The following is a 20,439-nucleotide window of genomic DNA, read 5'->3' as shown; positions in this document are numbered from 1 at the left end:
TATGATATGCTGGCGATATTTTCAGCAGGAATTGCCCCGGGTTTTGCTTTGTTAAGCTACTTTTATCTTCGAGATAAATATGATACAGAGCCGGTATTCACTGTGGCAAAAGCATTTATTTATGGCGCCATCCTTACCTTTCCGACCATGTTTATTCAATATGTGCTAGAAGAAGAGGGACTGGCTCTTTCGAATGTGGCAGACGCTTTTTTTGCTGTCAGCCTTTTAGAAGAATTTGTGAAATGGTTTATATTATATTATTTAATTTATCAGCATGTTGATTTTGACGAGCCGTATGATGGAATCGTCTATGCAACGAGTGTTTCGCTCGGCTTTGCCACGATTGAAAACATTTTGTATCTATTTGCCTACGGGGTCGAACATGCCTTTGTCCGCGCGATTTTACCTGTATCGAGCCATGCGCTGTTTGGCGTCATTATGGGATTTTATTTAGGGAAAGCTAAATTTAGCCCTGAAGTTCAAAAAAGACGCTGGCTTGCCTTTTCTTTATTTCTGCCGTTTATGCTTCACGGGCTCTACGATTATATTCTCTATTTAGAATCATCATGGGTTTACTATATGGTGCCGTTTATGCTTTTTCTTTGGTGGCTTGCTTTAAAAAAAGTTAAACAGGCACATATTCTAACAGAACGCCATTATCATGCGGCAATAAACGGAAAGAGCTCTTCGTTTTAGAAGAGCTTCTTTTTTTTTGCATAAAAATGAAACAGCTGCAAAAAATACCGGTAGCATCACTACATCATGTGGAGGTAAAAAAATGATGGATAATCGGTTGACGTTCATAAAAAGTATCATCATGACTTTAGTATTTTCATTAAGTATCGGGACAGGTCTAGGAATGGAAAACCCGCGATCGGCTCATGCCTTTTCGAATCAAGTCATTCAAAAAGGAGCTTCAGGTGATGATGTACTCGAACTTCAAGCAAGGCTTCAGTATATCTCCTATTACAAGGGGAAAATCGATGGAGTATATGGCTGGGGAACCTATTGGGCAGTGAGGAATTTTCAATCTGATTTCGGTTTGCCGATCGACGGATTAGTTGGATTGACAACAAAAAAGAAGCTGGTCAATGCATCGAAATATTATGAGAGTTACGTGAAAGAACAAATTGCCAAAGGAAATTCGTTTACTCATTATGGCGGAAAGCCTTTAAGCCAGCAGACGAAAGCTAAAAAAAGCACGGCCAAAAGTCCAGCTGCAGCGAAAGCGACTGCTAAGAACATCCCGCCAGGATTCTCGCAAAATGATATCCAGCTGATGGCGAATGCCGTTCATGGAGAAGCGAGAGGCGAGCCTTATGAAGGCCAGGTAGCGGTGGCAGCAGTTATTTTAAATCGGATTGAAAGCCAAAGCTTCCCTAATTCAGTTTCAGGCGTCATTTTTGAACCAGGGGCATTTACAGCAGTAGCAGATGGCCAGATCTGGCTAGAACCCAACGAGACTTCCAAGCGTGCGGTGTTAGATGCGATCAATGGCTGGGACCCGTCTGATTCCGCATTATATTACTTCAACCCTGTCACAGCCACCAGCAAGTGGATCTGGACAAGGCCGCAAATTAAGAAAATAGGAAAACATATCTTTTGTGATTAAAAAAGGGGGTACACTATGCTTCGCATCTTCACTATTATCATACTATCGCTGGCAGCGGCTGGGACAGGCGTATGGGGCTATCAGGAACATCGTGAGAAAAATGCGATATTAATTAATGCAGAGAATAACTATCAACGGGCATTCCATGACTTAACGTTTCAAGTGGATCGGATTCATGATCAAATCGGAGCGACTCTGGCTATGAATTCCCGTAAATCTCTATCACCGGCACTTGCAGATGTCTGGAGACTCACCTCGGAAGCGCATAGCGATGTCGGTCAGCTTCCATTAACACTTTTGCCATTTAATAAAACGGAAGACTTTCTTGGAGAAATGGGTGACTTCAGTTATCGTACAGCGGTAAGAGATCTTGAAAAAGAGCCGCTATCCGATCAAGAATATAATCATTTGAAAAACTTGCATAAACAATCGGCACAGATTAAAGAAGAACTGAGAAAGGTGCAGCACTTGGTTATTAAAAATAACCTGCGCTGGATGGATGTAGAACTGGCTTTAGCTACGGGCAAGGAAAACTCTGATAATACAATTATTGACGGCTTTAAAACGGTCGAAAAACAAGCAGAAGGCTATAGCGAAACGAATGCCAGCACAGTACCGGGCCAAACGGACGCATTAAAAGACAACAGGCTGAAAAAACTCCCGGGAGACAAGGTTAGCAAAGAACAAGCGGTTGAGATTGCGAAAGAGTATTCGCAAATGAAACAACCTGAGGAAGTCAAGGTGACCAAAAGCGGAAAGGGCTCCGATTTCCCGTTTTACAGTGTGAACATGAAAGGGAAGTCCGGAAATGAAGTCAGCATGGACATCACCCAAAAAGGGGGATATCCTGTTTGGTACATCCTGAATCGCGAAGTGCAAAAGCCGAAGATTGGTTTAAATGACGCCTTTATAAAAGCTGAGTCCTTTTTAAAGAAGAATAAATATGAAGGCTTAGAGCTCTTTGACAGCGCACAATATGACTCTGTTGGCGTCTTTACTTTTGTGGCCGTTCAAGATGGAGTCAGAATTTATCCGGATGCAGTGAAGATCAAAGTAGCGCTTGATAACGGCCAAGTGATCGGAGCAGCCGCTAAAGACTATTTAGAGCATGATCAAAAGAGAACATTCGGCAAGCCGGTGTTATCAGAGACTGAAGCGGAAGCCTACATTAATAAAAATGTGAAAGTACAAGAGAAAAGGCTTGCGGTGATTAAGAACGAGCTGAACAAAGAAGTGCTCTGCTATGAGTTTTTGGGAACTCTAGGAAAAGATACGTATCGCATACTGATTAATGCGAAAGACGGAACAGAAGAACAGGTAGAAGTGTTGAAACAGGCTGAACCTGTGTATGAGGACGTACTGTAAACATGCAATAGTTCAGTGTAAACAGATAACGACAAGCACGCCGATGTAAATAAAAGATGAATTTGCAATTTTCTCAAACGAAGTCTATAATTTTCCATATAAAATCCTAATTAAGACAGGATTATGGGTATATAGAAACGGGTGAGGAATAGAATGCTTGAAGTTGGTATGTATTTGACTCTCGAACCAATGGCCATTACTGAAAAAAAAGAAGAATACCGATGCAGAATTACTGATTTGGAAGACGGAAAAATCTATATTGATTACCCGATCAACACAGAAACGAACCGCACCGTCTATCTAGTGGACGGCATGCAGCTGAGCGCTGGGTTTATTGATCCGAAATCTTCGTCGGCTATCTATATATTTCAAACAGAAATTGTAAAAAGAGAAAGAAGAAACATTCCTATGCTTGTCTTGCGTGACCCGGGAGTGAATGAATACATCCGGATTCAGCGGCGGAAATATGTCAGGGTCAGCACACCGGTTGATGTAGCTGTTTATATGGAGGGCTTGAAAGCTTTTACAGCGGCGACTGAGGATATCAGTGCGGGAGGTTTAGCCGTTGTTCCCCCATTTGATGATGAAATTAAAAAAAGGACAAGGGTTAAATTGTTCTTAACTTTGCCTATGCAATCGGGTGATTATTATTATCTGGAGCTGAATGGCTCGATTGTGCGTGTAGGAGAAGAAAAAGAAGGCCGGAAAGTGGCTTCTATTGAATTTCTAGAAATGAATGGGAATGAACAGCAAATCTTAATGAAATTCTGTTTCGAGAGGCAGCTCATGCTAAAAAGAAAAGGTTTAATATGAGTCACTAGAATAACCAGGATTATTCCGGCTACATGGAATGATCCTGGTTTTTTATCGGTTTAGAACCCTGATTGATGACAGCGGAATATATTTTTGCCCTGCGAAGATAAATCTGGTTCCGAATATTTTTACAAGAGTATATCCGTGCTGTATATGATAGAATAAAGAGAAAATTTTTTGAGAAGGTGAAGAGATGAAGAAACATATACAAATTGCGATTGATGGTCCGGCAGCGGCTGGAAAAAGCACGGTAGCGAAAATCATTGCTGAAAAATTATCCTATATTTATATCGATACAGGTGCGATGTACCGAGCACTTACTTATAAAGCGTTACGAGAAGGAATGAATCTTGAAGATGAAGCTCAATTATTAGCCCTTCTACAAAATTCCGAAGTGGAGCTGCGTTCATCAGAACAGGGACAGCGAATATTTTTAGACGGGGAAGACGTCAGTGAAGCGATTCGGACCAATGAAGTGACCAGCTCTGTTTCTTTAGTAGCGGCACATCCGCTTGTGCGCCAAGAAATGGTGAAGCGGCAGCAGGATCTATCTAAAAAGTGCGGAGTCGTCATGGATGGCCGTGATATTGGCACTCATGTTCTTCCGAAAGCGGAGCTGAAGATCTTTTTAATTGCAAGCGTGGAAGAACGTGCAAAAAGAAGGTACGAAGAAAATATTTTAAGAGGATTTCCGGCAAATTTGGAGAAGTTAAAAGAAGAGATCGCTCTGCGTGACCAATTGGATTCTGAAAGAGAAGCAGCGCCGCTGAAACAAGCAGACGATGCGCTGGCACTGGATACCACATCCATGTCAATTAATGAAGTGGTGGAGTCAATTTTGGGAATGGCAAGAGAGAGGATTGGGGCAGAATGACGTTTTATTCAATTGCTAAGGGTGTGGTTAAATCCGTTTTAATGCCTGCTTACCGGATTGAAGTGCATGGTTTAGAGCACTTTCCGAAAGAGGGCGGCGTACTGCTTTGCGCTAACCATATAGATAATCTTGATCCTCCGGTCGTCGGAATCACTGCGCCGCGGCCGGTTAAATTCATGGCGAAAGAAGAATTGTTTACTATTCCAATTTTAGGGAAGGTAGTAACTAACTTGAATGCGTTTCCAGTAAAAAGAGGGATGAGTGACCGAGAAGCTCTTCGAAAGGGTCTAGGTTTCTTAAAAGAAGGCCATGTATTAGGGCTGTTTCCTGAAGGGACAAGATCTAAAACCGGCGAAATTGGAAAAGGGCTTGCCGGAGCAGGTTTTTTTGCCCTTCGTACGGATGCAATGGTGCTTCCTTGTGCCATCATTGGTCCGTATAAATTTATGCGGAAATTAAAGGTAGTGTATGGACCGCCAATTAACATGGAAGAGATGAGGAAAAACAAAACCTCTGCCGATGATGCGACACAAGTCATCATGGACAGTATTCAGAAGTTAATTGAACAGCATAGATAAAAGCTTCATGCTTGACAAATGGCGCTAATTGTTAGAAGTTAATAGAAAGAATATTTTTTCAAATCATTGTTTGCAGTTTTGTATTAAGGAGGAGTACATATGACAGAGGATATGAACCAAGTAGAAGTCAACAATTATTCAGTGGGCGATAAAGTTCGGGCTACTGTAGTGAAAGTGGAAGAGAAGCAAGTTCAGGTGGAGATTGCTGACAGTAAAAAACACGGAATTATTCCTATCAGTGAACTATCCAGCCTGCATGTGGAAAAGGCTACCGACGCGGTGAAAGAAGGCGACGAGCTGGAGCTTCTTGTTACAAAAGAAGAAGATGATCTGTATGTTCTTTCTAAACGAAAAGCTGACGCTGAGAAAGCTTGGGAAGAAATGAACAAGCGTTTTGAAGAAGGCACAGTGTTTGATGCAGAAATTAAAGAGGTAGTGAAAGGCGGCCTTGTAGTTGACCTTGGCATTCGCGGATTCATTCCGGCTTCTTTAGTGGAAGACCATTATGTAGAAGATTTTGAAGACTATAAAGGTAAGACAATGAGCTTTAAAATTGTTGAGCTTGAGCAAGATAAAAACAGATTAATTTTATCGCATCGTGCGGTATTGGACTTGCAGAAGTCTGAAAATAAAAAGAAAGTACTATCTGAAATTCAAGCGGGAGACGTGCTTGATGGGAAAGTTCAGCGTTTGACAGACTTTGGCGCCTTTGTTGATATCGGCGGGGTAGATGGACTTGTTCATATTTCCCAGCTGTCTCATGAGCATGTGGAAAAGCCGTCTGACGTGATTCAGGAAGGCCAGGAGGTTCAGGTGAAAGTACTATCTGTAGACCGTGACAGTGAAAGAATCTCTCTTTCCATTAAAGAGACGCTTCCTGGGCCATGGTCAAACATTTCTGACAAAGCTCCTGTCGGCTCTGAATTGACAGGTCAAGTGAAACGCCTTGTTTCATACGGTGCCTTTGTTGAAGTCTTCCCGGGTGTGGAAGGATTGGTTCATATCTCTCAAATCTCCAATAAACATATTGGAACTCCTCATGAAGTATTAGAGGAAGGTCAAGAAGTAAAAGTGAAGGTTCTTGATGTAAATGAAGAGGAAAATCGCTTATCTTTAAGCATGAAACAGTTTGAAGAGCCTGCAGCGGATGATTATAATGATACGTATGAAATGCCTGAAGAAAACTCAGGTTTCCAATTAGGAGAGATGATTGGAGATAAATTGAAAGATTTAAAATAAGCAATTAGTAGAAAACGGTGATGAGATTGACGAGGGCGCAAAGAAAATTAGATCATATACAACATGCAATTACCACAGGCCAAAGTCGCAAAAGCGGTTTTGACGAAATGAAATTTGTGCATCAAAGCCTCCCGAATACAGCCGTAAATGATATAGAAATTGATACTCAAATTGGCGAACTTAATTTAAGTTCGCCAATTTTTATCAATGCCATGACGGGCGGCGGTGGAACAGAGACTGAAAAGATAAATGCTCAACTAGCAGCGGCAGCCCGTGATATGGGGCTCTTAATGGCGGTAGGCTCTCAAATGTCTGCCATAAAAAATCATGAGGAACGGGATACCTTTAGGGTAGTAAGAAAAGTGAATCCGGCGGGTTTAATTATGGGGAACCTTGGCTCAGAAGCAACGATTGAGCAAGCGGAAGCGGCGGCAGAAATGATTCAAGCCGATGCATTGCAGATCCATTTAAATGTAATTCAGGAGTTAGCGATGCCAGAAGGTGACAGAGATTTTAAAGGGGCATTAGAGAGAATTCAAGCTATTGCAGAAGCGCTGCCTATTCCTGTCATCGTCAAAGAGACAGGGTTTGGAATAGGGAAAGAAACAGCAGAGAAGTTAGCGGAATTACCTATAGCAGGATTAGATATCAGCGGGTATGGCGGAACGAATTTCGCTGCGATCGAAAATGCGCGCAGCACCAGATCTTTGGATTATTTTAATGACTGGGGAATTCCGACTGTGGCTGCCCTGATTGAAACGATCCATGCTGCGCCGGACAAAAGCGTGATTGCTTCTGGAGGAATCACGAATAGTCTGGATGTCATTAAATCGATCGCACTTGGAGCCGGTGCCTGTGGAATGGCGGGCCGGTTATTAAAGGTGCTTCTCGAACGCGGAGCAGAGGAATTAATGACAGAAATTGACGATCTTCATACAGATATGAAAATGATGATGTGCGCGCTCGGAGCGGCGAAGCTGGATGAACTACAGGACGTTCCGGTTATTTTTTATGGGGACATTTATCATTGGCTAGACGTTAGAGGATATCAGCCTCGAGAATACAGCCAAAGAGGGAAAAAGCGATTTTAAATACGCGGCAATTGCCACTTTTATTGTTTTTATTGCCTGTACACCAGAATATTGATAAAATATACAAGTTCAGCGAAGCCCTTCTCACGTTAGAAGGGTTTTATTTGTAAGGACGGGTAAAAATAATATTAATGTTCATGAAAGAATGTTGTAAGAGAAAGGATGAACAAAATGGTTAAACCAGTAGTGGCTATAGTCGGCCGCCCGAACGTCGGGAAATCAACCATTTTTAATCGAATAGTAGGAGAAAGAATCTCCATCGTGGAAGACATTCCGGGAGTAACAAGAGATCGAATCTACAGTTCAGGTGAATGGTTAAATAATGAATTTAACATAATTGATACAGGCGGAATCGATATTGGGGACGAGCCCTTTTTAGAGCAGATCCGCCAGCAGGCTGAAATTGCCATTGATGAAGCGGATGTTATTATCTTTTTAGCGAGCGGCCGTGAAGGAGTTACTTCAGCGGATGAAGAAGTAGCGAAAATTTTGTACCGCTCTAAAAAACCGGTTGTATTAGCTGTCAATAAAGTAGACAACCCGGAAATGCGCAGCCAAATTTATGATTTTTACTCATTAGGTTTTGGCGAGCCGTTTCCGATTTCGGGCTCTCATGGAATTGGGCTTGGAGACATGCTAGATGCAGTCGTTAATCACTTCCCTAAATTAGATGAAGAAGTATATGAAGATGATGTGATTAAATTCTCTTTAATTGGCCGTCCCAATGTCGGTAAATCCTCTCTTGTGAATGCCTTGCTTGGTGAAGACAGGGTCATTGTCAGCAATGTAGCAGGAACAACAAGAGACGCGGTCGATTCCCCGTATACGTATGATGGGCAGAAGTATGTCATTATCGATACTGCCGGCATGCGTAAAAAAGGAAAAGTGTACGAATCAACGGAGAAATACAGTGTCCTTCGTGCATTGAGAGCGATTGAGCGTTCAGATGTAGCATTAATCGTCATTAATGCTGAAGAAGGAATCCGTGAACAGGACAAACATATCGCAGGATATGCCCATGAAGCTGGGCGGGCTGTCGTGATTGTCGTCAACAAGTGGGATACAATCGACAAAGACGAAAAAACAATGAAGGAATGGGAACAGAAGATTCGCAGCCACTTCTTGTTTATGGACTATGCTCCGATTGTCTTTTTATCTGCTACAACGAAAAAGCGTGTTCATACATTGCTGCCGGTTATTAACCAGGCAAGTGAAAATCACTCGATGCGCGTTCAGTCTAGTGTGTTAAATGATGTGGTGATGGATGCGGTTGCCATGAATCCAACACCTACTGATAAAGGCAAGCGCTTAAGAATTTATTATGCGACGCAAGTAGCTGTCAAGCCGCCTGCATTTGTTGTTTTTGTTAATGAACCAGAATTAATGCATTTTTCTTATGAGCGTTTTCTCCAAAATCGAATTCGTGAAGCGTTTGGTTTTGAAGGAACGCCGATCCGTATTATTGCCCGCGCTAGAAAATAATAATAAGCAGGTGAGTATATGAAGGTGAAAGAAAAAGTAGCAGTGATTGGTGCAGGAAGCTGGGGAACGGCTCTTGCCATGGTGCTTGCCGATAATGGACATGAAGTTCGTCTATGGGCTCATAATGAAGCGAGAATTAAGGAAATTAATGAGCAGCATACAAACCAGCAGTATTTGCCTGATATTAAACTGCCAGCAAACATTAAAGGCTATTCTTCTCTTAAAGAGGCGCTGGCAGGAGTAGAACAAGTCATTCTCGCTGTTCCGACGAAAGCCATCCGGGAAGTGCTCGGCCTGATGAAAGAATGTCAGGAGCAGCCTCTTGTTATTGTGCATGTAAGCAAAGGGATCGAACCTAATACGCTGCTGCGCATTTCAGAAATGATTGAAGAAGAGATGCCTGATGGTCTTTATAAAGATATTGTCGTTCTGTCAGGCCCAAGCCATGCGGAGGAAGTGAGTCTAAGACACCCGACGACTGTGACGGTCTCTTCCAAAAACATGGCAGCGGCTGAATTAATTCAAGATTTATTTATGAATCAGCATTTTCGCGTGTATACCAATGCGGATTTGATTGGTGTGGAAATTGGCGGCGCTTTAAAGAATATTATTGCGCTTGCTGCTGGAATTTCCGATGGGTTAGGATATGGAGATAATGCAAAGGCTGCACTTATTACAAGAGGCCTTGCTGAAATTGCCAGGTTAGGAACGAAAATGGGGGCGAACCCGCTTACTTTTTCCGGACTGACGGGTATAGGAGACTTGATTGTGACTTGCACCAGTGTCCATTCTAGAAACTGGCGAGCGGGCAATATGCTTGGCAAGGGCCATAAGCTAGAAGAGGTACTGGATAAAATGGGCATGGTGGTTGAGGGTGTCCGAACAACAAAGGCTGCCCACCAGCTTTCTGACAAGTACGAGGTCAATATGCCGATAACGGATGCGCTCTACCAAATTCTTTTCCAAGACCAAGATCCAAAAGCGGCTGTTGATGAATTAATGGCGAGAATGAAAAAGCGTGAAATGGAAGATTTAGTGAATATTCACAGCGAAACCCTGACAGAAGAGTGATTTCACTCATTTGTTGAAAAAGGGCGCAGATGGGTTAGCAAAACATTGAATGTTTCATACTATATCTTGAGAAAGCCAGCAAAAGTAAAGATACGGTCGAGTAGGGCTGAAGCGGCGTAAACGCAGCTTCAGCTTTTTTTTTACATAATTATGAACAGAAGACCCTTATATGTCCATGTTGGCGATCTTTTAGCCCAGTGAGCAGGAGGGATATGGTATAATCATGTCGATATATGAAAGGGGAAAAGCGTGATGTCACCAGCAATGTTAAAAATGTGGGTTTCATTAATTGGCATGGGGTTAATGTTTGTCGCCATTGTCGCCATTTACATTAGCCGCTACAAAGTGAAACATGGCTTTATCCGGGCGATTACGGCCATCATAGCTTATTTATGCATGATTGTCGGCGGAATTATTATGGTCTATGTCGTGTTTAGCGGACCTACCGGAGTCTGAATATGTTAAAGGAAGTGAAATAGGTGAAAAAGTCGATTCTCTTGATTCTTGTCCTGGTTTCAACATTATTGAGCGGCTGTTTATACCCTCAGCAAGACCGGGCTCAGAATCAAGTGCCATATGAAGATCAGCTTCAGGCTGTTCAATCAGCGGTAGAGCAATATAAAGAACAAAATGACGGGCTGCTTCCGATTAAAACAAAAGAAGGAAATCCGCCGATTTATGAAAAATATCCGATTGATTTTAAGAAATTAGCTCCTCAATTTATGGCGGAGCCGCCGGGAAATTCTTTTGAAATGGGCGGAATCTTTCAATATGTGATCATAGATGCGGAAACCGAACCAAAAGTTAAATTGTTCGATTTAAGGATGGCTGAACAGATACGGGAACTGAAGATCCGTCTCCAAGCTCAGAAAGGCTATCCGCCATTTAAAGAAGATATTGCACCCAATGTATACACATTGAAGTATGAAGAATTAGGCTATAAAGATGAACCTTATGTCGTAAGTCCTTATACAAATCATAACTTGCCTTTAGTCATTTCCGGAGACGGCAATGTATACGTTGATTACAGCAGTGACTTGTATGCGGCTCTTCAAAAGGCCGAAAGTAAACCGAAAGAAGGACAAGATATTCGCTCTTTATTAGTAGAGGATTCTCCGTTCGTTCCTGCCTATTCTTTGCCTTACACGGTAGATGATCAGAACGAACCTGTATTTATGACACCATAATTCATCGTTTGAAGCTTGTCCAAAGGGCCGGCTCTTCTATTTGCAGAAATATAGTATATTCGAGAATCGTTGATACTATATTTGAATAGAAGAGTCTGGCTCTTTTTTTGTATGGGGGGAAGCTTTGTTGCTTCTGGCTGTAAAATTCATTTGATATGTCCATTTTTTATTCATCTGAAGCTATTTCAACGCAGGAATTTAGTAAAACGAACAGCATGGATCAAAAGTAAATAAAAGTTTCAGTCATATAAAAGAGGGACAACATCATACAATTTAATGTATGAACAAGGTGGATGTCAGAATCAGGCAAGGAATTATGTTGGGAGGGAATAAATTGGAAAAATCAGATATTTTTAAAGATATAGCAGAACGAACAGGGGGAGACATTTACCTCGGAGTGGTCGGAGCCGTCAGAACCGGTAAATCCACTTTTATTAAGAAATTTATGGAGCTGTTGGTGCTTCCTAATATTGAGAATGAATCAGAAAGAGCCAGAGCACATGATGAACTCCCTCAAAGCGCTGCAGGGAAAACGATTATGACGACGGAGCCTAAGTTTGTACCGAATCAAGCCATCTCCATCGATGTTGATGAAGGGCTTGCAGTAAATATTCGCCTAGTTGACTGTGTAGGTTATGTCATTCCGGGAGCGAAAGGCTATGAAGATGAAAACGGTCCTAGAATGATCAATACTCCTTGGTTTGAAGAGCCGATTCCTTTCCACGAAGCGGCTGAAATAGGTACGAGAAAGGTGATTCAAGAGCACTCCACGATTGGCGTGGTCGTAACGACTGACGGTACAGTCGGAGAGATCTCTAGAGAGAACTATATCGAAGCGGAAGAAAGAATTGTTGAGGAATTAAAAGAAGTCGGAAAACCATTTATTATGATTGTTAACTCAGCGAGACCTCATCATCCAGAAACGGAAGCGCTGCGGGACAGTCTGATTGAAAAGTATGATATTCCGGTATTGGCAATGTCTGTTGAAAGCATGAGAGAAACAGATGTGCTGAATGTATTAAGAGAAGCATTATTTGAATTCCCGGTTCATGAAGTGAATGTTAACTTGCCAGGGTGGGTTATGGTATTAAAAGAAAACCACTGGCTTAGAGAAAACTATCAAGAAGCGATCAAAGAAACGGTGCATGACATTAAACGATTGCGTGATGTCGATCAAGTGATTCAATTGTTTAATGAATATGACTACATTGAAAACGCCGGACTGGCTGGCATGGATATGGGTCAGGGAATTGCTGAAATTGACTTATTTGCGCCAGATGCTTTATATGATCAAGTGTTAAAAGAAGTCGTCGGAGTCACAATCCGAGGGAAAGAACATCTCCTTGAACTAATGCAGGAGTTTGCTATTGCGAAAGCCGAGTATGATCAAGTCGCAGATGCGCTGAAAATGGTGAAACAAACCGGCTATGGTGTTGCTGCTCCGTCCTTAGCAGATATGAGTCTGGATGAACCGGAGATCATTCGCCAAGGTGCTCGTTTCGGTGTTCGGCTAAAAGCAGTTGCTCCATCTATTCATATGATTAAAGTGGATGTTGAATCAGAATTTGCGCCTATTATCGGAACGGAAAAGCAAAGCGAAGAGCTGGTCCGCTACTTAATGCAAGATTTCGAAGACGATCCGCTGTCGATCTGGAACTCCGATATCTTTGGCCGCAATTTAAGTTCGATTGTCCGGGAAGGCATTCAAGGAAAGCTTGCATTAATGCCTGAGAATGCAAGGTATAAATTAAAAGAAACGTTAGAACGAATTATTAATGAAGGTTCTGGAGGGCTTATTGCCATCATCCTATAATACAATGACCCTTTAACTCTCTTTGAAAAAAGAGAGTTTCTTTGCGTGAAAGAATTCTTTAAGCGAGTTTTTTAGCTGATTTTAGCAAAGAATCGCATTTCTTAAGGGATTCTGCTTGATATGGTATTTCTTATATGATAATCTACTAACAGAATTGATGAGAAAACATTGGTTCTAAAGCATTTCTTCACTTTTCTGTATAGAAAGTGAAAAATTAGTACAGTAATGGAAGTAAAGGAAACACATACAAACTTTCGTTTAAAACCCCCTTTGGGAGGAGGTGAATGGCATGAATAAAACAGATTTAATTAATGAAGTAGCAGAAACGGCTGAACTTTCTAAAAAGGACGCAACTAAAGCGGTTGATGCCGTTTTTGATGCCATCCAAAAATCATTGGCAAACGGAGATAAAATCCAATTAATCGGTTTCGGTAACTTCGAAGTCCGTGAACGTTCTGCACGCAAAGGACGCAATCCTCAAACTGGGGAAGAGATCGAAATCGCAGCGAGCAAAGTGCCTGCTTTCAAACCAGGTAAAGCGCTTAAAGATGCGGTTAAATAATTACATAGCCTAACGGCTACAGGGGAGACTTTCATTAGTCTCCCTTTTTGAATGGACGAACACTGAACCCGCATACTTCCCTTTGCCGGGTTCGCTTGCATATGCTAATATTTAATTTAACCTGCTTTAAATGGCAATCTTTCAGGCGGGGCTTTCTTAGCAGCCTATATTCTAAAAAGGCATGCCTGCTGTCTTTAATGGCGGTTGTGGAACGGGAATTACGTAAGAAATACAGATAATCGATGTTTCACGTATATAGTATAGATATCATTTTAAGAGTGCAGAGAGGGTTGTGAACATGCCAGAAGTAAATCATGCTCAAATAGAAGAAGCGGTAAGAATGATTTTAGAAGCAGTTGGGGAGGATCCAACGCGCGAAGGCCTAAAAGATACACCTAAACGGGTAGCGCGAATGTATGAAGAAGCGTTTTCAGGACTGGATAAAAGTCCAAAAGAATATTTCGAAACCATTTTCGGTGAGGATTACGAGGAACTTGTGTTAGTCAAGGACATTCCTTTTTATTCAATGTGTGAACATCACTTGGTTCCATTTTTTGGACATGCCCATGTGGCCTATCTGCCTAAAGGCGGCAAAGTAACAGGATTAAGCAAACTGGCCCGTGCGGTGGAAACAGTGGCAAGACGCCCGCAGCTGCAGGAAAGAATTACGGCAGAAGTGGCGGATTCTATTATGGACACACTTGATCCTCATGGAGTCATGGTCGTGGTGGAAGCTGAACATATGTGTATGGCGATGCGTGGCGTGAAAAAACCTGGCGCGAAAACAGTGACAACAGCTGCCCGCGGCAAGTATGCGGACGATGTCCATGCGCGTTCAGAACTGCTGACATTAATTAAGGGCTAAAGGGGTGCGGAAGATGAAGAATAATCAAGCGGATTTTGTCATGATCCAAGCCATTGAAGATGGTGTAAATGTGATTGGTTTAACGAGAGGATCAGATACCCGTTTTCACCATTCAGAAAAGCTTGATAAAGGCGAAGTCATGATTGCTCAATTTACGGATCACACCTCTGCCATTAAAGTCAGAGGACAGGCCAAGATTGTCACTAACTTTGGCGAAATGACTAGCGGAAAACCTGAATAAGCAAAGCGAAGCTGTTTTTATAATAAAAACAGCTTGTTTATTACTTGCCTAAAAAGGCAAAACTGTTGAAAAAGAAGATGTTTTCTTTCCAACGGTTCATATTTATGAAGTAAGTATGATATAATATTGCTTGTTTTATAACGTTTATTAAAAGAAGAAATTTTTACATATAAGTTCAATTAGTACAAAAGTAAAGGGATTAAGGGGTATGGATAATGAATGATTGGCTAAAACAAAAAGAATTGATCGAAGAAGAAATTCAGCAAAAACTCTCCTATCCATATTTAAGGAGGTTTATTGAACATCCAGTCATCGAGGATTTTCGGCTTATTTCTTTAATGCTTCCTTTTGCTCTTAGTGATTTAAAAGAATCAAAAGCGAAGCAATATATAACAACTGCCACGTTAATTCAGATCGCCCTTGATACCCATGAAAAAGTAACGGTTTATTCAAGTGACATTGAAAAGAAACAGCAGCTGACTGTGCTTGCAGGAGATTACTTCAGCGGATTATATTATCAAATTCTTGCGGAATTAAATGACCTTCCTATGATTCGTTCGCTGGCTGAATCAGTTAAACGGATCAATGAAAACAAGATCGCTCTTTATCAGCAGGAACATCAGACAATAGAGGCTCTGATGATGAGCGTCTATAAGATAGAAACGGAAATCATTAATAAATTTTATTCTTTCTTCGATTATCAGCATGTATCCCCGGCAATTTCTAATGTTTTATATGTGAATAGGCTGCTGAAAGAGAAACAGCAATTTTTGTCTGGAGGAACATCGCTTTTGTTCAATGCATTGAAAAAACTGCAGTTTCCAAAGGTGAAAAACCAGCTGTCAAAAGAACAAATGCAAGTGCTGGCGCGTATTTGTGATCAATATGCGGATCATGCGAAACATTCAATCGAGGCTGTGATAAATAAAGATGCTGCTCAGTCTTTCATTACGACAAGGCTGCGGCAAATACTTGCGAATGAATTTTTCGGAAATAAAACATACGTGGAAGAAGGGTAACGAATGCAACAATCGAAAGAGGAAAGAGTGCATAACGTTTTTGAAAAAATATACTCTAACTATGACAAAATGAACTCTGTCATTAGTTTTCAGCAGCATAAGCGCTGGAGACAGGATACGATGAAGCGCATGAACGTGGAGAAAGGCGCAGCGGCACTTGACGTGTGCTGCGGCACCGGGGACTGGACCATCGCTCTTGCTGAAGCCGCAGGTACAGAAGGCATGGTGAAAGGGCTGGACTTCAGTAAAAATATGCTTCAAATCGGGATCGATAAAGTAAAAGCAGCTAACTTGCCTCAAGTCGAGATGATTCATGGGGATGCCATGAGCCTTCCTTTTGAAGACAACACATTTGATTATGTCACAATCGGGTTTGGCCTGCGCAATGTGCCGGATTACCTCCATGTGCTTAAAGAAATGAATCGTGTGTTAAAACCTGGAGGCATGGCGGTTTGTCTGGAAACTTCGCAGCCTACTATGCTCGGCTTTCGCCAGCTCTATTTTTTCTATTTCCGATTCATTATGCCTGCTTTTGGAAAGGTGTTTGCTAAAAGTTTTCAAGAATATTCCTGGCTGCAAGAATCGGCACGTGACTTCCCAGGAATGAAAGAACTTGCCCGGATGTTTGAACAAGCCGGAATGGTAAATGTCAGCTATAAAGCACATACCGGCGGTGTAGCAGCCACCCACATTGGGTATAAACAAAAGTAAATAAGCTGGGTGAAAAACATGAAATTAAAAATGCTTTATTCGTTTCTAAAAACGGATATCGACTTAATTGAAAAAGAAATGGAGAAGGCGATCTCCTCTGAATCACCTGCGTTAAGACAAGCATCTCTTCACTTGCTTCAAGCGGGCGGAAAGCGAATCCGCCCGGTTTTTGTTTTGCTGGGTGCAAAATTCGGCGATTATCAGATTGAACGGGTGAAGAATGTAGCAGTGGCCCTTGAATTAATCCATATGGCTTCTTTGGTCCACGATGATGTGATTGACAATGCGGAATTAAGAAGAGGACAGCCGACCGTGAAGATGGAATGGGATAATCGGGTGGCTATGTACACAGGGGATTATATTTTTGCCCGTTCGCTGGAGTATATGACAGATATCCCAAATATTGAAGCCCATCGGATCTTAGCTAATACGATTGTTGAAGTATGCGTCGGTGAAATCGTCCAAATTAAAGATAAGTATCGCTATGAACAAAATTTGCGTGACTATTTGCGGAGGATTAAACGCAAAACGGCTCTTTTAATTGCGGCAAGCTGCCAGCTTGGAGCGATATCTGCGAATGTACCTGCTGATATCCACCGAAAACTCTATACATTTGGCTACAACGTCGGAATGGCGTTTCAAATTACGGACGACATACTTGATTTTACTTCAACAGAAGCGGAGCTGGGGAAGCCTGCAGGCAGTGATTTATGGCAAGGGAATGTTACTTTGCCTGTTTTATTCGCGATGAAAGATCCCGCATTAAAAGAGAAGATCACCCGTGTCAACGAAGATACCTCTAAAGGTGATATGGCGGAAATCATTAGTTTGCTGAAGAAGAGTGATGCGATTGAACAGTCTCATGCCTTAAGCCAGCGTTATTTAAACAGAGCGCTCGCCGTACTTGAAGAATTGCCTGATAACCGGACAAGAAAATCGCTGCGGGATATAGCTAAGTATATCGGGAAACGAAAATTCTAATTTTTTGTGTGAAAACGTTGTCAAATAGAGGAATCAGTGGTAATATTCTGAGGGATTGTACTTTACTATACATAAAATAGGAGTGACAAACATGGAAAAAACATATTTAATGGTTAAACCTGATGGTGTACAAAGAGGATTAGTAGGCGAAATCGTTGCCCGCTTTGAAAAGAAAGGCTTCCAACTAGTAGGAGCTAAATTAATGAATGTTTCTCAAGAAACAGCTGAACAGCATTACGCTGAACATAAAGAGCGTCCTTTCTTTGGCGAATTAACAGACTTCATTACTTCTAGCCCGGTATTTGCTATGGTATGGGAAGGCGAAAACGTAATCGCTACTGCTCGTCAAATGATGGGTGCGACAAACCCTAAAGATGCAGCTCCTGGAACAATCCGCGGAGACTTCGGCATTACAGTAGGAAAGAACATCATCCACGGTTCTGACTCTCCTGAAAGTGCTGAAAGAGAAATCGCTATTTTCTTTAAAGAAGAAGAATTAACTTCTTACCAAAAACCTGTTAACGAGTGGATCTACTAATATCGAACATGCGCTGTGTGTAGCACAGCGTATTTTTTTGTCTCAATTTCAGAAAAAATTTCCACATGATCAATATTTCGCTATAATGAGAATTATAGAGACAAGTGATTACAGGCTTTCAATGGGGAACAAGCCTTGTAGTGGGGAGAGGGTAAAGATGATAGATGATTACCAAGAGTTTGTTCAATCAATTAAGAGAAAAACAGGAATTGATTTAGCCTTATATAAAGAAGCTCAAATGAAACGGCGTTTAACCTCTTTATATCAAAAGAAAAATTATCGTTCTTTTAAAGACTTCTTTACAGCGATGGAACGCAACAGTGATCTGCTGAATGAGTTTTTAGATCGCATGACGATTAATGTGTCCGAATTTTATCGGAATGCTCGTCGGTGGGAAGTGCTGGAGAAGAAAATATTTCCGAGATTGCTTTCCTCAAATAAGAAATTGAAAATTTGGAGTGCGGCTTGTTCGACGGGAGAAGAACCCTATACGATTGCGATGGTACTGTCAAACCACCTTCCGCTCTCACAGATTTCGATTACGGCAACAGACCTGGACACCAATGCCATCCAAAAAGCAAAGATCGGCGTCTATGCTGAACGTTCATTAGCAGAAGTGCCGGATGCGATAAAGAGTAAATACTTCAAAAAAGAAGGCCAGTTCTATAAAGTGGCAGATGAAGTGAAACGCACAGTCAGCTTTCGCCAGCAAAATTTATTAGCTGACCCATTTGAATCCAATTATGACTTAATCATCTGCCGGAACGTCATGATCTATTTTACAGAAGAAGCAAAGGATAAACTGTACCATAAATTTAATGCGGCATTAAGACCGGGCGGTGTACTATTTGTGGGTAGCACCGAACAAATATTTAACCCTCAGCAATATGGATTCGAATCTGAAGATACATTTTTTTACCAAAAGCGTTAAAAGGCAACAAGCGATGAAGCAAGATTTCTTGCAGCGTCGCTTTTTTGTTTTTTTAAAGAAAACATGCTGAGATTACAAGGAATATCATGATCAGGAGACGAAATAAAGCTTGCCCGGCGCAGAATTGCCGAGAATGGTGATATTATTTTGAAAAATATAATAAATTATGACAAATAACGCGGCAGTTATGTTAAAATTCTCAAAATAGTATTTCTACAAGTGGCAAGGATAAAAAAATATGTTATAGTGTTAAAATACATACACGCTTTAACGAGTTGAAGGGGGAAAGTGAAATGAGATATTTAACAGCAGGAGAGTCACATGGACCACAATTAACCACGATCATAGAGGGGCTTCCATCAGGGATGCCGTTAGTGGCGGAGGATATAAACAGAGAATTAAGCCGCCGCCAAAAAGGACATGGCCGCGGCCGCAGAATGCAAATCGAAAAGGATACAGCAGACATAAAAAGCGGCGTTCGCCATGGGGAAACGCTAGGTTCTCCGGTAACGCTGGTTGTGGAAAATGATGACTGGAAACACTGGACCAAGATCATGGGAGCAGAGCCGCTCGATGATAATGAAGCAGAAGAAGTCAAACGCCAAATCACCCGTCCGCGTCCGGGTCATGCAGACTTAAACGGAGGCATTAAATACGGACATCGTGATATGAGAAACGTGCTAGAACGTTCTTCAGCACGTGAAACAACAGTGCGTGTAGCAGCAGGTGCGGCAGCTAAGAAGCTGTTAAAGCTTGTCGGTGTGGAGATTGCTTCTCATGTGATAGAGATTGGCGGAGTGAAAGCTAAGGCTCCGGCTATGAACAGTTTACAAGAAATTCAGGAAGCCAGTGAAAATTCACCGGTCCGCTGTTTGGATCCTGAAGCGGAAACGCAAATGATGCAAGCCATTGATGATGCGAAAGCCAACGGTGATTCCATTGGAGGAATTGTTGAAGTCATCGCAGAAGGAATGCCTGTCGGCGTCGGCAGCTATGTGCATTATGACAAAAAGCTGGATGCAAAAATTGCGGCGGCAATCATCAGCATCAATGCATTTAAAGGAGTCGAATTCGGCATCGGTTTTGAAGCAGCTGAAAAATTCGGCAGCGAAGTCCATGATGAAATTGCGTGGGAAGAAGGTAAGGGATATTACCGCAAAACGAACCGTTTAGGCGGATTTGAAGGCGGAATGACTTCCGGCATGCCAATTGTCGTTCGCGGCGTGATGAAACCCATTCCTACTCTATATAAACCATTAGAAAGTGTGGACATCGACACGAAAGAACCATTTACGGCGAGCATTGAGCGTTCAGACAGCTGTGCTGTGCCAGCTGCAGCAGTCGTTGCAGAAGCAGTTGTCGCTTGGGAATTGGCTAAATCATTAACAGAACAATTCTATAGTGACCGCATGGATGGATTCATTGCTTCCATTGAGGAACATAAACGCTACGCTAAGGAGTTTTAA

General features: G+C 41.9%; 22 protein-coding genes. All 22 read left to right on the top strand.

The window, feature by feature from the left end:
* The first annotated feature begins 6 nt into the window (after positions 1-6).
* Positions 7-696 (top strand): glutamic-type intramembrane protease PrsW, encoded by a 690-nt coding sequence (prsW, locus tag JOC78_RS04670; RefSeq protein ID WP_204553319.1) that lies wholly within the window; start codon positions 7-9, stop codon positions 694-696.
* A gap of 163 nt (positions 697-859) precedes the next feature.
* On the top strand, positions 860-1,612 hold the full coding sequence (gene sleB / locus JOC78_RS04665) for a spore cortex-lytic enzyme (protein ID WP_239587004.1): 753 nt from the start codon (positions 860-862) through the stop codon (positions 1,610-1,612).
* Positions 1,613-1,627: 15 nt separating this feature from the next.
* Positions 1,628-2,977, top strand: coding sequence for a germination protein YpeB (gene ypeB / locus JOC78_RS04660; RefSeq protein ID WP_204553318.1), 1,350 nt, complete (start codon positions 1,628-1,630; stop codon positions 2,975-2,977).
* A gap of 153 nt (positions 2,978-3,130) precedes the next feature.
* Complete coding sequence (locus tag JOC78_RS04655; RefSeq protein ID WP_204553317.1) at positions 3,131-3,790, top strand: flagellar brake protein; 660 nt, start codon at positions 3,131-3,133, stop codon at positions 3,788-3,790.
* Between the two features lie 193 nt (positions 3,791-3,983).
* A complete protein-coding gene (gene cmk, locus JOC78_RS04650; protein ID WP_204553316.1) occupies positions 3,984-4,664 on the top strand; it encodes a (d)CMP kinase in 681 nt (226 codons plus the stop codon).
* A complete protein-coding gene (locus tag JOC78_RS04645) occupies positions 4,661-5,242 on the top strand; it encodes a lysophospholipid acyltransferase family protein (RefSeq protein WP_204553315.1) in 582 nt (193 codons plus the stop codon). The genes cmk and JOC78_RS04645 overlap by 4 nt, the downstream gene beginning before the upstream one ends.
* A gap of 99 nt (positions 5,243-5,341) precedes the next feature.
* Positions 5,342-6,481 (top strand): 30S ribosomal protein S1, encoded by a 1,140-nt coding sequence (gene rpsA / locus JOC78_RS04640; RefSeq protein WP_204553314.1) that lies wholly within the window; start codon positions 5,342-5,344, stop codon positions 6,479-6,481.
* Between the two features lie 26 nt (positions 6,482-6,507).
* A complete protein-coding gene (gene fni, locus JOC78_RS04635) occupies positions 6,508-7,572 on the top strand; it encodes a type 2 isopentenyl-diphosphate Delta-isomerase (RefSeq protein ID WP_204553313.1) in 1,065 nt (354 codons plus the stop codon).
* A gap of 171 nt (positions 7,573-7,743) precedes the next feature.
* The gene (gene der / locus JOC78_RS04630) at positions 7,744-9,054 is read left to right on the top strand and encodes a ribosome biogenesis GTPase Der (RefSeq protein WP_204553312.1); all 1,311 of its coding nucleotides are present in this window, start codon (positions 7,744-7,746) and stop codon (positions 9,052-9,054) included.
* Between the two features lie 18 nt (positions 9,055-9,072).
* A complete protein-coding gene (locus JOC78_RS04625) occupies positions 9,073-10,125 on the top strand; it encodes an NAD(P)H-dependent glycerol-3-phosphate dehydrogenase (RefSeq protein ID WP_204553311.1) in 1,053 nt (350 codons plus the stop codon).
* A 252-nt stretch (positions 10,126-10,377) separates the two neighbouring features.
* Positions 10,378-10,581, top strand: coding sequence for a DUF2768 domain-containing protein (locus tag JOC78_RS04620; protein ID WP_204553310.1), 204 nt, complete (start codon positions 10,378-10,380; stop codon positions 10,579-10,581).
* A gap of 23 nt (positions 10,582-10,604) precedes the next feature.
* Positions 10,605-11,312 carry a hypothetical protein gene (locus JOC78_RS04615; RefSeq protein ID WP_204553309.1) on the top strand — a complete coding sequence of 236 codons (708 nt, stop codon included), beginning with the start codon at positions 10,605-10,607 and terminating at the stop codon, positions 11,310-11,312.
* A gap of 334 nt (positions 11,313-11,646) precedes the next feature.
* Positions 11,647-13,125, top strand: a complete 1,479-nt coding sequence (spoIVA, locus tag JOC78_RS04610; RefSeq protein WP_204553308.1) for a stage IV sporulation protein A — start codon at positions 11,647-11,649, stop codon at positions 13,123-13,125.
* A 289-nt stretch (positions 13,126-13,414) separates the two neighbouring features.
* Positions 13,415-13,687 (top strand): HU family DNA-binding protein, encoded by a 273-nt coding sequence (locus tag JOC78_RS04605; protein WP_204553307.1) that lies wholly within the window; start codon positions 13,415-13,417, stop codon positions 13,685-13,687.
* A 298-nt stretch (positions 13,688-13,985) separates the two neighbouring features.
* Complete coding sequence (gene folE / locus JOC78_RS04600) at positions 13,986-14,552, top strand: GTP cyclohydrolase I FolE (RefSeq protein WP_204553306.1); 567 nt, start codon at positions 13,986-13,988, stop codon at positions 14,550-14,552.
* A gap of 13 nt (positions 14,553-14,565) precedes the next feature.
* Positions 14,566-14,793, top strand: coding sequence for a trp RNA-binding attenuation protein MtrB (gene mtrB, locus JOC78_RS04595; RefSeq protein WP_204553305.1), 228 nt, complete (start codon positions 14,566-14,568; stop codon positions 14,791-14,793).
* Between the two features lie 215 nt (positions 14,794-15,008).
* Complete coding sequence (locus JOC78_RS04590) at positions 15,009-15,812, top strand: heptaprenyl diphosphate synthase component 1 (protein ID WP_204553304.1); 804 nt, start codon at positions 15,009-15,011, stop codon at positions 15,810-15,812.
* 3 nt (positions 15,813-15,815) lie between these two features.
* On the top strand, positions 15,816-16,523 hold the full coding sequence (locus JOC78_RS04585) for a demethylmenaquinone methyltransferase (protein ID WP_204553303.1): 708 nt from the start codon (positions 15,816-15,818) through the stop codon (positions 16,521-16,523).
* Between the two features lie 18 nt (positions 16,524-16,541).
* Positions 16,542-17,504 (top strand): heptaprenyl diphosphate synthase component II, encoded by a 963-nt coding sequence (gene hepT / locus JOC78_RS04580; protein WP_204553302.1) that lies wholly within the window; start codon positions 16,542-16,544, stop codon positions 17,502-17,504.
* A gap of 91 nt (positions 17,505-17,595) precedes the next feature.
* The gene (ndk, locus tag JOC78_RS04575) at positions 17,596-18,042 is read left to right on the top strand and encodes a nucleoside-diphosphate kinase (protein WP_204553301.1); all 447 of its coding nucleotides are present in this window, start codon (positions 17,596-17,598) and stop codon (positions 18,040-18,042) included.
* A gap of 160 nt (positions 18,043-18,202) precedes the next feature.
* Positions 18,203-18,973: a CheR family methyltransferase gene (locus JOC78_RS04570; RefSeq protein WP_338023171.1), complete on the top strand. Its 771-nt coding sequence runs from the start codon at positions 18,203-18,205 to the stop codon at positions 18,971-18,973.
* Positions 18,974-19,266: 293 nt separating this feature from the next.
* Positions 19,267-20,439: a chorismate synthase gene (gene aroC / locus JOC78_RS04565; RefSeq protein ID WP_204553299.1), complete on the top strand. Its 1,173-nt coding sequence runs from the start codon at positions 19,267-19,269 to the stop codon at positions 20,437-20,439.

The sequence above is a fragment of the Bacillus ectoiniformans genome, assembly GCF_016908875.1.
GTDB lineage: Bacteria > Bacillota > Bacilli > Bacillales > Domibacillaceae > Bacillus_BX > Bacillus_BX ectoiniformans.
The sequence above is the reverse complement of the archived record's forward strand: the minus strand, read 5'-3'. Positions and strand labels throughout refer to the sequence as shown.

Bases quoted from the DNA above. Each gene is read 5' to 3' on its own strand.
- prsW (WP_204553319.1), top strand. From the start codon at position 7: ATGCTGGCGATATTTTCAGCAGGAATTGCCCCGGGTTTTGCTTTGTTA.
- sleB (WP_239587004.1), top strand. From the start codon at position 860: ATGGAAAACCCGCGATCGGCTCATGCCTTTTCGAATCAAGTCATTCAA.
- ypeB (WP_204553318.1), top strand. From the start codon at position 1,628: ATGCTTCGCATCTTCACTATTATCATACTATCGCTGGCAGCGGCTGGG.
- JOC78_RS04655 (WP_204553317.1), top strand. From the start codon at position 3,131: ATGCTTGAAGTTGGTATGTATTTGACTCTCGAACCAATGGCCATTACT.
- cmk (WP_204553316.1), top strand. From the start codon at position 3,984: ATGAAGAAACATATACAAATTGCGATTGATGGTCCGGCAGCGGCTGGA.
- JOC78_RS04645 (WP_204553315.1), top strand. From the start codon at position 4,661: ATGACGTTTTATTCAATTGCTAAGGGTGTGGTTAAATCCGTTTTAATG.
- rpsA (WP_204553314.1), top strand. From the start codon at position 5,342: ATGACAGAGGATATGAACCAAGTAGAAGTCAACAATTATTCAGTGGGC.
- der (WP_204553312.1), top strand. From the start codon at position 7,744: ATGGTTAAACCAGTAGTGGCTATAGTCGGCCGCCCGAACGTCGGGAAA.
- JOC78_RS04625 (WP_204553311.1), top strand. From the start codon at position 9,073: ATGAAGGTGAAAGAAAAAGTAGCAGTGATTGGTGCAGGAAGCTGGGGA.
- JOC78_RS04620 (WP_204553310.1), top strand. From the start codon at position 10,378: ATGTCACCAGCAATGTTAAAAATGTGGGTTTCATTAATTGGCATGGGG.
- JOC78_RS04605 (WP_204553307.1), top strand. From the start codon at position 13,415: ATGAATAAAACAGATTTAATTAATGAAGTAGCAGAAACGGCTGAACTT.
- folE (WP_204553306.1), top strand. From the start codon at position 13,986: ATGCCAGAAGTAAATCATGCTCAAATAGAAGAAGCGGTAAGAATGATT.
- mtrB (WP_204553305.1), top strand. From the start codon at position 14,566: ATGAAGAATAATCAAGCGGATTTTGTCATGATCCAAGCCATTGAAGAT.
- JOC78_RS04590 (WP_204553304.1), top strand. From the start codon at position 15,009: ATGAATGATTGGCTAAAACAAAAAGAATTGATCGAAGAAGAAATTCAG.
- JOC78_RS04585 (WP_204553303.1), top strand. From the start codon at position 15,816: ATGCAACAATCGAAAGAGGAAAGAGTGCATAACGTTTTTGAAAAAATA.
- hepT (WP_204553302.1), top strand. From the start codon at position 16,542: ATGAAATTAAAAATGCTTTATTCGTTTCTAAAAACGGATATCGACTTA.
- ndk (WP_204553301.1), top strand. From the start codon at position 17,596: ATGGAAAAAACATATTTAATGGTTAAACCTGATGGTGTACAAAGAGGA.
- aroC (WP_204553299.1), top strand. From the start codon at position 19,267: ATGAGATATTTAACAGCAGGAGAGTCACATGGACCACAATTAACCACG.